Origin of the sequence: Flavobacterium poyangense (assembly GCF_011751075.1) — a bacterium.
Lineage (GTDB): Bacteria > Bacteroidota > Bacteroidia > Flavobacteriales > Flavobacteriaceae > Flavobacterium > Flavobacterium poyangense.
In genome coordinates, this window is sequence record NZ_JAALLN010000014.1 from 109,790 (window position 1) to 123,664 (window position 13,875).

A 13,875-nucleotide genomic window follows, 5' to 3' on the forward strand; every position below is an offset into this window, starting at 1 on the left:
TAAAACATGATTAAAGCAATATATAATTTTGAAATCAGACAGCAATTAAAAAGACCCGTCAATTGGGTTATCTGCTTTTTAATGCTCTTACAAGGTATTTATTACATGCACCACAGTGGCGAATTTTATGCCAACGATGAAACATACGCCAATGCTTCTGCTATATTTTTTACCGTTTTTGCCGGTATTGGCTATGTCGGTTTTATTGTCACGGCTATTATTGCCGGAACGGTTATTACAAAAGATCTACAGTCGCGTTTTTCATCCATTATTTTTACCACATGGGCGTCCGAAAGCGGGTATTTCTGGGGTCGGTACTGGTCGGGTTTTACTATCATGCTGGGCCTTAATTTCTTTTATCTGCTGGGGGCATTCTGCTATTCTTTCTTGCCTGTAAAAAATCTGGGGCCTGCAGATTTTCCGGCCCTACTTTCTGCCATCTCCTACATTCTTATTCCAAATACCTTTATTTTATACACGCTATGCTTCAGTGCATCGGCATTAACCCGTGATATAAAAAGTTCCTACATGGCCAGTATGTTTGTAATGCTGATTATGATCTTTTCGGTTTCTATGCACGAACTCAACCGTGCAGCAGCACTGTATGATCCTACTTCCTTTGGCGTTCTTTTGGATGAACTTGAGCATATGTCAGCTGCTGAAAAAAACAATTTTATGCCTCCCTTATTTGGAAATCTGATGTGGAACAGATTAGGATGGACTGCAATAGCATTAACAATTCTGCTTATAAGTCGCAAAAGATTTTCTTTCAAAAAATTCAGCATGTCGGTTTCCGGCAAAAAACAGAAGCAAATCAATGATGAAATTTTTTCTAAAGACAAGAAGAATGACGGGCATAAAATCCAGTTAAAATCCCTACCGGCGTTCTCTGTCTTTCAGGATTGGAAAAATGTCTTCTCTCTTTCACTAACAGAATTTAGAAGTGTTGTCGCACCATCCGGTTTTAAGATTTTTCTAAGCCTGCTCCTTGTTATTTATATTTTTTACATTGCTGTCTGGCAACAACAGTATTATTCTGCTGCACCAACACTTCCTGTAACGGTGGAAATAACAAATGTAACTATTGCTCTTTCCTTTTACTTTCAGCTTTTCATTATTATAAACACGGTAGAACTGTTGTTTAGAAGCCAGTCCAGCGGCTTTTGGAAAATAGCTGATGCGCTGCCCGTTCCTTCATGGGTAACTACCCTTTCAAAAATTAATGCCATGATCATGGTCAGCATACTTTTATCCTTATGCCTTATTGTCTTTGGGATTTGTGTTCAAGCTGGAAAAGGCTACTTTAATTTTGAACTACTTGTATATATAAAAGAAGTAATACTGAGGTGGTTTCCTAAGTATTTGGGATATATTTTAATCTGCACCGCTATTGCCGGAATAACAGGAAATAAATACATCACACATGGTCTGACTATTCTCGTATTAGTTCTAACTATAATCCTCCATGAGATTGGTGTTTTGGAGCAATTCCGTCTTGCCTTTACATTAGCTCCCGGAACTCTGAAGTATACTGATATGAATGGAAGCAGTTTCTTTGGAACTGCAAACTTATGGTACAGCTTTTACTGGATATCATTGAGTTTAGCATTAACTTTTTTGGGGCTTTTAGTCTGGCCAAGAGGACTAACTGCTCCTTTAAACAAAAGGTTTCATTTTAAAGGAAGAACCGCAAAACTACTGGCCGCATTTTGTTTTATCTGCATTACCTCATTTGTTTTTGCTGCCAATCATATTTATCAGACTGTCAATGTACAGAATCAATTCTCATCCAGAGAAGAGGAGCGTCGTTCTGATGCAGATTACGAAAAAAAATATAAAAAATACGAAAATCTGCCGCAGCCAAAAATACAACATATAAATCTAGTCCTGAATCTATCCCCCGAGCAAAGACTTCTGCAGTATCATGCAGCTATTAAGGTTACAAATCCGTATGATAGTCCTATCATTTCCTTACATATTGAATGGGTCGACTTTCTTAAGATCGAAAATATTTCCTGTGAAGATAAATCACTTAAAAAGATTTCGAATGATGATTTGTTCGGACATGCCATCTATCAATTAGAAAAACCGCTTCTTCCCGGAGAAATAATGTGGCTGAATGTGAAAGCTGAAAAACATTACAGTGGCTTTACTAATAGTGAACCACAGGCGGATATTGCTTTTAACGGGTCTTTTATTTCTGAAGATTTTCTGCCTTTTATTGGAGGCTACGACAACCGTCGCGAACTGGCCGATAACAAATATCGAAAAGATTATAAACTCAAACCAATAGTATCATCATTACCAAAAACACCTGCTGACAAAGAAAAGAATTTTTCGTTTGCTTCAACACAATCGAATGGTTTTACATTTGACTGTACAATAAGTACACCCGATACCCAGCAAGCAGTTATGCCTGGCTTACTGGTAAAGGAATGGAAAGAAAATGGAAAGAAATACTATCAGTTTAGAAGTGAAAAAGCGATTCCTTTTCAATGGAACATCCTTTTGGCAGCATATGCTTCTAAAAAACAACAAGTACAGGTAAACGGAAAAAATATTGATATTGAGGTTTACTATCATCCGGGTCATCCATACAATGTAACTGCCTGGATAGAATCAGCTAAAGAGGCACTGGTATTTCTCAATAAGCAGCTTGGCGAATATCCGTATTCAAAACTTATTATTGCAGAAAGACCTCGATACGATGAAGATCTTCATATTTCAGGAAATCTGATTACGCTTCCTGAAAATCATGGATGGATCGCAGATATACGCCGAAACGAAGACAGGGATTATCTTCGTTATATTACAACCAGCCTAATTGGACAACAGTATTTTAATAACGGGAATTTTTCCAGAGTTCAGGGTTTTCCATTGCTCACCAATTCAATTCCTTCCTACTTAGCTCTCGTGCAGATGGACCAACTTTATGGCAAGACTTCTGTTTCTCAATTTTTGAAAAAGAATCATGATAAATATCTAGCGGGAAGAGCGGTATCCGGAATAAAGGAACAACCTATTCTTTACTGCGATATAAACCAGGAATATATATACAATTATAAAGGTATTGAGGTACTGTATCAAACCAGTGAAGAAATCGTAGATAACAAAATCCTGCTGGCTCAAATCAAATCGTTTTACAATCTGGCTGCTGTATCAAAAATCAAACTGACAGCAGAAGACTGGTATCATGATTTACAGCGCATAACTCCCAAAAATAAACGTGAGTTATTAGATGCTAAATTCATAAAACTACTATAATAAAAAGCCCGCAAAAGCGGGCTTTTCAAACTAGATTTTTAAAACTTGTGTTTTTAAATTACTCGGACGAAAACCAAATTTCCGCTTAAATGCAGCCGAAAAGTGTGTTACATTTTTATACCCCAACCATTCGCTGATACCGGAAATATTCATTTCTTCATCATACAGCATTTGATGTGCTTTTTCCATTTTGTAATTTTTTATAAACTCAAAAACGGCACATCCGTAAATCTCCTTAAATCCTTTTTTTAACGTACACTGGTTTGTTCCTACCAAAGCTGCCAGTTCTGAAATGGTAAACCAACTTTTGATAGAACTTGTGATGATTTTTTTTGCTTTAAATATTTTTTCTGCTTCTGATTTTTTAAGAGAACAGAAAACTTCACAATCGTGATTTTCAATCTGCTCAAACTGCAGCGTAAACAGACGAAGAATTAAAGATTCTAAAATAAGTTTTAAAAACATTCCTTTTCTTTCAGAAAAAAACATTTCATTTATGCATTCGCTCATAGGAGGAGTTATGGGCAACTGATGTTTATGACACATAAAAGTCATGAGTTTACTGTCATAAAAATGATTCTTCCATCGCAGAGTCATCTCTTTTAAATAAGTTTCCACAATCTTATTTTTGACCTGAATAACAACGCATATTCCTTGGGGGCCTAAACTTAAAATCTTTTCATTTTCTGTATTTAGAAAAAAACTCTGTTCCTTATTTTCAAATTTAATTTTATCGTTGTTGATATACAGTGCCCCCTGACCCTCAAACTGGTAATAAAATAGAATAGAATCTTCTATCGGAGGTATCGGAAACTGAACTATTTTATCTGACTTGTTCTCTAGCCGGAGAATCAGCAAATTCTCCAATGCAATTTCACGAGCCGCTACACAACGAGTTTCCTTTGGGCATTCTTCTATTAAATTTTCCATCCTCCTGATTTTTGCTGTATCTCCCACATACTATTATATTTTCCTTTCTGATCAAGTAACTCGCTATGGATTCCTCGTTCAATTATTTTCCCGTCATCCAAAACTAAAATCTGGTCGGCTTTTTGAATAGTTGCCAGCTTGTGTGCAATGACGATTACCGTTTTATGCCTTACCAGTTCCTGAATCGCCTGCTGAATATAAATCTCATTTTCGGGATCAAGACTGGCAGTAGCTTCATCAAGCAGGATAATGGGCGCATCTTTAAGCAACGCACGGGCAATACTTATACGCTGTTTTTGTCCACCGGATATTTTACTTCCCCCTTCGCCTACTCTGGTGTCCATTCCTTCTGCAAAACCATTTGTAAAATTAAGTACCTGGGCTTTCTCGGCAGCTTTCATTATTTCTTCCCTTCCTGCACTGGGTTTTCCTATCTTTATATTGTTGTAAATTGTATCATCGAATAAATAAACATCCTGAAAAACTTCACTAATCAAAATATAAAAATTTTCCTGATTGATAGTACGGATATCAACTCCTCCAATTGTTATACTTCCTGACTGAACATCCCAAAAGCGGGCAATGAGCGAGGCAATTGTAGTTTTTCCTGAACCCGAATGACCGACTAATGCCGTCATTGATTTTTCCGGAACAGAAAAATTTAGATTTTGAACCGTCAGCTTGTTTTGATAAGCAAAGCTAACATTCTTAAAATCAATATTGTAATGAGTTGGAAATTCATTCTTATCCGTTTCCATAGTTGGTTCATCCAGTACAGTAATAATTCTCGAAAGGCTTTCATTCATATAGCAGAGCATCAAATAGTCTACCATTATCACTTTTAGCGGATTGTATAAATTATATCCCATTATCAGAAATGTTATAAGCACAGGAACTGTTATAGTATTACCGCTTAGGTAATAGAGACCAAGAGCGATCATTGCCAAAAAACAAATTTCAAATACAACTACTGCCGTAACTATAAAAGGTCCCGGAACCGATTCCATTTTTATACTTTTACTACGCAGTTCCTCAAATGCTTTTTCCAGTCCCTGGTGTTTTTCTCCTGTTAATCCATACGCTTTTAAGTGCCTTATTCCCTGAACATATTCAAGAAATTTTGCACCAACAGTATTTCTGGCAGCAATCTGCTTTTTCCCCAAAGTACTGACCAAGTAATCTGCCACACGAAGAAATGGGTATATGAGTGGTATAGCCGAAATGAGGCAGAGCGCCAGACGCCAGTCATAAACAAACAAAAAAACAGACAGAACCAGCGTTCCAAAAAAACCTGAAGCAAGATTGCCGGCACTATGACCAAATATACTTTCAAAATTAGCAACATCTTGTAAAATAACCGAAACAATCTCGCCCGGGTCCCGTTGTTTAAAAAATCCAAGTGAAAGCTTTTGAATACGGTTGCCTAATTCGATTCTCAAACGGGTTGACAAATCATAAACCCAGATATTGGTTCTTACCATTGATTTCGATGCAATAAAAAACTGCATCATAAGTAGGAAAAACATCAGGAAAACAACCGCCCAGATACGTGTTTTATCAGGTTCCTTTGAAAAAAGCTCCCAGATTACCACCAGCAGAATCCCTGAAGGTGCTGCTATGAAAATACTATGAACAATTTCCCACAAAACGGTTCTCATTGTATCTGTAGGGCTGAATGTGACTGTACGTTTTAAATTTTTTATCATGATACTATTGTAGAAAAGGATTTAAGAGTTTGTTATATCGTTTCAAATAATGTTGCAGGATTTTAGTTCTTTTTTAAATAGTTTCTTTTCATCATCTAACTGTTTTTTTATGCCTTTCCATAGTAGATTTGTTCTACGGTCAACGAAAGCTGTATTGGATTATTTTTTTTCCTGTTTACTACCAAATCATTAAATAACAAATTCTTTTGCTCTGATATGTGCATTCCACATTCTACTGTAAATGCCTTCTTTGTTCAAAAGTTCATCATGTTTTCCTTTCTCCTTAATACTTCCTTTGTCAAATACCAGGATCTGATCAGCTTCTGTAATCGTGCTTAATCTATGGGCAATTATTATAACTGTTTTATTTTTAATCAGTTGACTCATTGCCTGATGAATCTTGTATTCATTCTCGGGATCGGCAAAGGCTGTGGCTTCATCCAAAATCAAAATCGGCGCATCTTTTAAAATCGCCCTCGCAAGCTGAAAACGCTGCTGTTCGCCTCCGCTTAAGTGAACACCGGATTGTCCGATCATTGTATTATACCCCTTCGGTAATGTTATAATAAAGTCGTGAATTTGTGCTGCCTTTGCCGCATCTTCAACCTCTTCTCTCGATTTATTCATTCCCATACAAATATTATCATACATGCTCTGCTGAAACATAAAGCTGTCCTGAAATACAAAAGACACCAACTCCATAAGCTGCTGTGAAGGGTATTCTTTAATATCTACTCCTCCAATAAATACCCCTCCACTGTTCACATCCCAGAAACGTGCAATTAACTGGGCAACTGTACTTTTTCCTGCACCGGATTGCCCAACTAATGCGGTAATACTTTTTTCTTTTAAATGGAAATTAATATTTTGAAGTACCCAATTTTGATTTTCGTAAGCAAAGGAAACCGCTCTAAACTCGATGTCAAATTTTTCAGGTTTTTGAAAATCCCTGCTTTCATTTAAATCATCATAATTTAAAAGTTCATCAATTTGTTCTACTCCTCTGTTAATAATAGAAATCTGCATTCCCATATTACTCAGAGCAAATAGAGGTTTAATGTATCCTGTACCTAAGATCAGGAACAACAGTAAAGTAGCCAGCGTCAGACCATTTTGAAAATATAAGTACAGTCCAAGAGCCAGAACAGGCAACATGGCATTACTGATGAAACTCATAAAAACAGCAAATGCAGGCGTACTGCTTTTTACCCATTGGGCAACAAAGGAATTAAAACATCTGACGGTATTTCCATATTTGTCAAATGTCTCGGCAGACTGTCCGAAAATTTTCATGACCGGCATGGCGCGCACATATTCAACAATACCCGAATTCATATCTTCAAGCGATTGATGGTAATCCTGAATAAGCTGTTTATTGCGCCCGCCGTACATAATCGGTATCCAAATTAAAAGAACCAATAACGGAAGAAAACTAATTGAAGCCAGTCTCCAATCCTGAAAAAATAAATATGTAATGGTGATAACCGGGAGAGCTATTCCTTTTACAAAATCAGGTATCTGGTGGGCAATAAAACTTTCGATACGTTCCACATCATCGGAAAGGATTTTTTTCAGCACCCCCGAGTTTCGATTGTTAAGATACCCCATAGGTAATTTTCCAACTTTAACTGCAATAAATTTTCGTAATTCATACAAAATATTAAAAGCAGCTATGTGCGAAAGAATTCCGGAAATAAACAGAAAAATGATACTGACAACTACAGCCGCTGCAGCATAGACAATATAATCGGTTACCAACTGATAATCGATTTTGTCTGTGGTGAGCTCTTTAATAATATAAAATACCAAAATATAAGGCATCAGACTCAAAAGAGCATGAATTATGGCGAAAACCCCAGACATAAGGAGTAAAAATTTTCTTCTACCGGCTATTTCCAGTAAACGTGCGATGCCATTTTTTCGTTTGGGATTTTTATGCTTCATGTTAAGAAATTTTAATTATTAAGAACTAATCTAAATAATTATTAAATTTGTGCAAAAGTAAAAAGGCTTATTGTTTCACCAGTTACGCAAAACGGATTAAAATGTCCGCAAAACGGATTAAATTAAAATATGATCAATGACCTTACGCCTATATGATCTCGAGTTCAGTACTTTACTGATGGAGAAAGAATATCCGAAATCATTTTACAGCAGTACTGAAGAAGTTGAAGAAAGTGTCATCTGTTTAGAGCACTTTATGGGAAAAGGAGTTTACAAAGAAATTTATTTTGAAGGTGTTCATATTGCCTATGGTGATGCCATGCTTTCCAATAAGGTACAGCTTGGTTTTGAAAGTGATTTTGAGACAATCGAAATGCATTTTGCCCTAAAAGGATCAAGTACCACACTTGCAGAGAATTTTGACAGCGAAATAAGTTTTGAACCACACCGGCATAATATCATTTATGCCAATAAAGTATGTGGTGAAATGAAATGGGAAAGCAATCAGTTGCAATTGTGCGAAATAAACCTTGCTCCTTCCTTTTTCAAAAAATTCCTTCCACCTGGCAGTCCAATATTTGATAATTTTCGCAATACTGTTGAAAAAGGAAATTCAGGTCTCTTAAAAAATGAGAATTTATATATCACTAATGAAATGTATGATATTATAAATCAAATTGTAAACTGCCAGAGACAGGGTATCTTTAAAAGGATGTTTCTTGAAGCAAAAGTTATTGAGCTGCTTTTACTTCAGCTAGAGCAATTTTCGGAGAATTCTGTTTCTAATTTTTCTATTAAAAAATCAGACATTGATAAAATATATGCCGTTAGAGAATTTATACTTCATAATTTGGATTCCGCCAGCTCCCTGATCGAATTGGCTCATAATGCAGGGACAAATGAGTTTATACTGAAAAAAGGATTTAGGGAACTGTTTGGCACTTCTGTTTTTGCTTTTTGGAGTGATGTCAAAATGGAACAGGCAAAAGACTTACTTATCAATCATAATATGAACATCGGCGAGGTTTCTCAACTGGTTGGATATAAATACCAGCGCCATTTTTCAGCAGCATTTAAGAAAAAATATGGAATGTTACCCAGCCAGTTCAGGAAATAATAAAGCCCTATAATTTCTTATTTTTAGGATGCCAATTGTCTACATTATCCTTTTTTTGACAAAAGCGTGGTAAAGTAGTTCTAAAAGTCTACTGAATTTAGTGAAGAGGTTAAAGGATTTTTAGTCTCCTCAATTACCCTTTGAATTTTTGAAATACCACTAACTTGAGTTCTGTCGCAGTTGTCAGTGCCAAATCTCTATGGCTCATGATTATTTATCAAACATTTCTCTCCTGTGGTTCTGCCCCCAATCAACCAGAACCGAAATCACAGATTTAATTTCTTTTCCATATTCGGTAATAGAGTATTGTACCGTAATGGGTTTGGTGCTCATTACCTTTCTACTTACAATTTTATTTACTTCCAGAATTTTTAACTCTTTTGACAACATTTTTGCAGATATGCCTACTATATCTTTTTCTATTTTCTTAAATGTATTTACACCTTCCTGTCTTATAAAGAGATAATGTACAATAAGCAATCTCCATTTTCCTCCCAGAATTTCAAGAGCATCCATCATTGCTGTAATATCGCCGGTACATCCTTCAGGGTCCGTTTTAGGTTTTTTAATCATAGGTTGATAACTTACAGGTTACTAGTTACTCCGAGTTCACTCACGCTAAAGTTAGTGAAATATTAAATAATTTTGGGTATCAGAATAGTTTGAAAATCAACACTTATGAAAGAAACCGTATTAATAACAGGGGGAAACAGCTTTATTGCGAAGCATTTAATTTCAATTTTAGATAAAAAATATGCTATAAAATTGCTGACCAGAAATCCTAAAGCTGATAATGAATATCAATGGGATTTGGAAGATTGGATTCTGGATGATAATGCTTTAGATAACGTCAATCATATTGTGCATCTTGCCGGTGCAAAATTAAATGACGGACAACCAATGACAGCCGAGAAAAGGCAACGAATCTACGATTCGAGGATTGGAGCAGCCAATTTTTTAAGGGAGAAATTGAAAGAAAGAAATCAGAAACTCAAATCTTTTGTTTCGGCTTCGGCGATTGGCTATTATGGATTTACGGACGAAACAACAGAGATAGATGAAAATGGAGACAAGGGAATGGGCTTTGCCGCAACGCTGAGCGATGATTGGGAAAAAGCAGCAGATCAATTTAAAACTGATGAAATCGCAGAACACGTTTCTAAGATTAGAGTGTCATTGGTTTTAGGGAATGATGGAGGTATTTTTCCGGTTTATCTCAATACGATAAAGAGCAATCCGGAAATTGCAATGCAACCCAATTCTCAAGCATTTGCATGGAATCACATTGCAGATATGGCAGGGATCTTTGCATTTGCGGTAGAACATGGTCTGGATGGCGTGTTTAATTCAGTGGCTCCTGAACCCGTTTCCATGCAAGATGTCTTTAAGTCTATTGCTAACGAAGTCTTAGGTACAAATTATGCACTAAATGCGTTTAAAGGTCAGCATTTAGTAGCACATAAAATAACTGAGGCCGGGTACGTATTTAAATACCCCGAGATAAAAGAAGCAATTAAGAATATTGCCTCAACACTATAAATTTGGAATAGAATCAGAATTTAAAAAGAGAGAAAACATGAAAAATAGAGAAATAGAAAAAATCCTCACTCCAAAGAATTTTACCTGGGTAGGAGATGCTTTTTACACCACTTCATTTGTTGGGAAAGAAATTCCAAGGATCAGAATGTCTCCTTTCTTTGCAGTTGGTTACAATGCCGATATCAACTTTGAAGCAAGAGAAATACCGAGAGGCGTTGGTGCACATCCGCATAAAGGGTTTGAAACCGTGACGATTGCCTACAAAGGAAAAATAGAACATAAAGACAGTAAAGGGAATCACGGTGTAATTGGTGAAGGCGACGTACAATGGATGACCGCAGGATCAGGAATTCTGCATCAGGAATATCATGAACAGGAGTTTGCGAGAAAAGGCGGAACCTTTCAAATGGTTCAAATGTGGGTAAATCTTCCGGCCAAAGACAAAGAAACCAATCCACAATATCAGGATCTGTTTTTTGATAAAATGACAAAAGTTCCTGTAGGCGATGATGGCAGTTTTGTAAATGTAATTGCAGGTGATTATTTGGGTCATAAAGGAAAAGCCACAACTTTCTCTCCTATGGACTTGTTTAATTCCTACTTAAACAAAGGAGCCAAAGCCGATTTTACTTTTCCTAAAAATTGGAATACCGCAATTTTGATCATTGAAGGAAGTGTAAAAGTGAACAATGAAGCGGAATTAAAAAAAGACAGCTTTGCAATGTTCGAAAACAATGCAGGTGACAGTTTTAGTTTAGAAGGAACAAGTGACAATACTATCGTACTTATTATGAGTGGTGAACCCTTAAATGAACCAATTGCACATTACGGTCCATTTGTAATGAATACTCAGGACCAAATCACAAAAGCGATTGAAGACTATCAGGCAGGTAAATTTGGAACCTTGTAATTTAGTTGCATTGGTAAAAAGTCGTGCCAGACGGTGCTGTTGCATTTACGAGTAACTTTTGTCCCTGTAATCTTAGTTTTGTAGCAGAATTGCGGGATCAAAAACCCGTAAGAGCCTAAAAAATCCTTATTCAAAAAAAGAATAAGGATTTTTTGTTTATTTTCCAATTTCAAGCTCCAACCTTATTAGAAACCTTTGATAGATACAATTTGTACAAATCAAACCTAGCAAAAATATCATTACATTTCCAAGCGATCCCAAGGTATAAAAGCGATGAAATTATTAGATTTTAGAAAAAGAAATAACCAACTGATAATTGAAATACTCCGTTTTTATTTTTACTTGAAGAACCTTCTACATTATTAATATCAGTTAATCCCAGATTATATCTTGCTCCAAAATTAAGTCCGTTGTCCAACTTGTAACCCAGGCCAAAATTAACCCCGAAATCAAAAGTATTAAATGATTTTTTCACATCTGTCTTTTCATTTTTAGCAGAAAGTAAAAAACCAACTTGTGGTCCGGCTTCAATACTGAAACCTTTTGTCAAATAATATTTCCCCATTAAAGGAATGTTCAGATAATTTAAAGCTACTGTATTATCATTGAAACTATACCCTTGTCCGGAATACATTACCTCAGGTTGAAAAGAAAAGGTATCGGAAATTGGAATTTCTGATAAAACACCAAAATTAAACGCGGTTACGGCATCAATACCTTTGGTATCATCTCCGCTGACAGATGCAAAGTTTAAGCCTCCTTTAGCCCCAAATTTGATTTTTTGAGCATTAACATTTGTAAATCCTAAAACTGTAACAACAGCTAGTACTAAAAAGTTTTTCATAAAAAGTGATTTGAATTATTTGATTGCAAAACTCACTTAAGGGAAATTAGAAAAGGTATCAAAAGCTTAAAAATGCATAAATTGATACTTATTTGCTTGTATTCTTATATTCATTTGGTGTCTGCCCCGTACATTTTTTGAAGACTTTATAAAAAGTTGCCTTTGAAGTAAACCCGGATTCTAATCCCATCGCCAACAAATTATAGTTTTCATATTCAGAATTTGAAATCATTTCCTTGACTGCTTCAACTCGATATTGATTGATATAATTAGCAAAGTTGTCTCCTGTTATCGTGTTTATAATTTGTGAAACATATCCCGCACTTATACCTAGTTTTTCAGCAACTTTTTCTCTGTTTAATGTACTGTCAGTATAAATGTGCTGCTCTTTGCAAAGAAGTTCCAGTTTTTGAAAATAAATATTATCTGCTGTGATCGATTCCTTATATTCTTCTGTTTTGCTATCTTCTACTGTTTGCAGATTGCTATTCGAAACAACTAAATCATTATTTAGAAGATTGGAAATCGCCTCTTTATTTTTTGCAAGTTTGTACTTGTAAATGCCAATATAAGCTGTCCAATGAATTATGAATGTTGCAGATAAAGCCAGGGCACTCATCGTAGAAGATATATCAAATTGGAAAAACAAACCGACCAGATAGATAATCAGAAAAGCAAATATGGATAAAGAAACAATTGTTAGTAAGGTAAATATCCATTTTTTCTCCCGTGGATCCTTTAAATATTTAATCATAGAATAGGAATAAAGTAACAGAAACGGCATAAATGTAACCCCCAAAATAAACTGAATAAAACCAAGTATACTGATTAAACCAATACCAAACTCCGGAATGGTATAAATTCCTGCCACACGATCTAAATCATATGTTATATTAAGGACGGCAGTGTAGGCAAAGGGAATAAAACACAAATAAATTTTTTGCTTGCTTTTTACAGTCTCGTCAATTCGGTTTATAATAAACAGGAAGATAAAAGCCGGTACTAGAAATTCCCATTCGATATGGTCAATAAAACGTAGAAAAGGATACGGAATAAATGCTTCTTCAACCTCAAAAACATGATTCAGTAAAATAACTGAAAGTGTAAATAATAAATAAGCCAGATGTTTATTTGAATTACTGTTGAATAAGGAAGACTTTAGAATAATTAAGCCTAAGACTATTCCCTGAAAAATTGCAATGTTTAAAAGTGCTGTATAAATCAATTTTTTAAGATACTAGTTGTTTTTTAGATTTGTTTCGGGATATTAGGGCAATAAGTCATTTTTTAAAACATAGCTTATTTCATACTAATTGACAGGGCGAATTTATAGTAATACCGATGAACTTTCTAAAGGACTTAAGAAATGATTAACTAAAATGATTCATTTTATTCTAACAACAAAGCTTTGACATAATAAATAAAATACAACTTAGCGCTCTTTGCGTAAACCTTTGCGAACTTTGCGGTTAAATAACATCCCTGATCCCAAGGATTACACAGAGCTGCACAAAGCAAACGCAGAGATTCACAAAAATTTAAACTAAACTCTGTGTCCCTCTGTGTCTTCTTTGCGAATCTCTGCGGAATAAAAAAAACGTTATAAAACAAAAAAACCCGT

At 35.5% G+C, this 13,875-nt stretch carries 10 protein-coding genes; 4 read left to right on the forward strand and 6 right to left on the reverse strand.

Annotated features, from left to right (window positions below):
- The first annotated feature begins 6 nt into the window (after positions 1-6).
- Positions 7-3,264: an ABC transporter permease/M1 family aminopeptidase gene (locus tag G3A47_RS18090; RefSeq protein WP_166924871.1), complete on the forward strand. Its 3,258-nt coding sequence runs from the start codon at positions 7-9 to the stop codon at positions 3,262-3,264.
- Between the two features lie 30 nt (positions 3,265-3,294).
- On the opposite strand, the gene G3A47_RS18095 is transcribed toward G3A47_RS18090, so the two are convergent.
- The 3 genes from G3A47_RS18095 to G3A47_RS18105 all read right to left on the reverse strand — a co-directional run bounded on the left by G3A47_RS18095 (position 3,295) and on the right by G3A47_RS18105 (position 7,844).
- The gene (locus G3A47_RS18095; protein ID WP_166924873.1) at positions 3,295-4,194 is read right to left on the reverse strand and encodes a helix-turn-helix domain-containing protein; all 900 of its coding nucleotides are present in this window, start codon (positions 4,192-4,194) and stop codon (positions 3,295-3,297) included.
- Positions 4,182-5,900: an ABC transporter ATP-binding protein gene (locus G3A47_RS18100; protein ID WP_166924875.1), complete on the reverse strand. Its 1,719-nt coding sequence runs from the start codon at positions 5,898-5,900 to the stop codon at positions 4,182-4,184. Before G3A47_RS18100 ends, G3A47_RS18095 begins: the two co-directional genes overlap by 13 nt.
- A 189-nt stretch (positions 5,901-6,089) precedes the next feature.
- Positions 6,090-7,844, reverse strand: coding sequence for an ABC transporter ATP-binding protein (locus G3A47_RS18105; protein ID WP_243860504.1), 1,755 nt, complete (start codon positions 7,842-7,844; stop codon positions 6,090-6,092).
- A gap of 136 nt (positions 7,845-7,980) precedes the next feature.
- Here G3A47_RS18105 and G3A47_RS18110 point away from each other — a divergent pair, with 136 nt between their 5' ends.
- Complete coding sequence (locus tag G3A47_RS18110) at positions 7,981-8,961, forward strand: helix-turn-helix domain-containing protein (RefSeq protein ID WP_166924877.1); 981 nt, start codon at positions 7,981-7,983, stop codon at positions 8,959-8,961.
- 210 nt (positions 8,962-9,171) lie between these two features.
- Here G3A47_RS18110 and G3A47_RS18115 read toward each other — a convergent pair whose 3' ends face one another.
- Entirely contained in the window at positions 9,172-9,534 is a 363-nt protein-coding gene (locus tag G3A47_RS18115; RefSeq protein WP_166924879.1) for a winged helix-turn-helix transcriptional regulator, read from the reverse strand.
- A 105-nt stretch (positions 9,535-9,639) separates the two neighbouring features.
- On the opposite strand from G3A47_RS18115, the gene G3A47_RS18120 reads away from it, so the two are divergent.
- Both G3A47_RS18120 and G3A47_RS18125 read left to right on the forward strand, forming a co-directional pair.
- Positions 9,640-10,500, forward strand: coding sequence for a DUF1731 domain-containing protein (locus G3A47_RS18120; protein ID WP_166924881.1), 861 nt, complete (start codon positions 9,640-9,642; stop codon positions 10,498-10,500).
- Positions 10,501-10,537: 37 nt separating this feature from the next.
- Positions 10,538-11,410 carry a pirin family protein gene (locus G3A47_RS18125; protein WP_166924883.1) on the forward strand — a complete coding sequence of 291 codons (873 nt, stop codon included), beginning with the start codon at positions 10,538-10,540 and terminating at the stop codon, positions 11,408-11,410.
- 289 nt (positions 11,411-11,699) lie between these two features.
- Here the strand turns inward: G3A47_RS18125 and G3A47_RS18130 are convergent, their stop codons facing one another.
- Complete coding sequence (locus tag G3A47_RS18130) at positions 11,700-12,254, reverse strand: porin family protein (protein ID WP_166924885.1); 555 nt, start codon at positions 12,252-12,254, stop codon at positions 11,700-11,702.
- 88 nt (positions 12,255-12,342) lie between these two features.
- Positions 12,343-13,479 (reverse strand): helix-turn-helix domain-containing protein, encoded by a 1,137-nt coding sequence (locus tag G3A47_RS18135; RefSeq protein ID WP_166924886.1) that lies wholly within the window; start codon positions 13,477-13,479, stop codon positions 12,343-12,345.
- Positions 13,480-13,875: the final 396 nt, after the last annotated feature.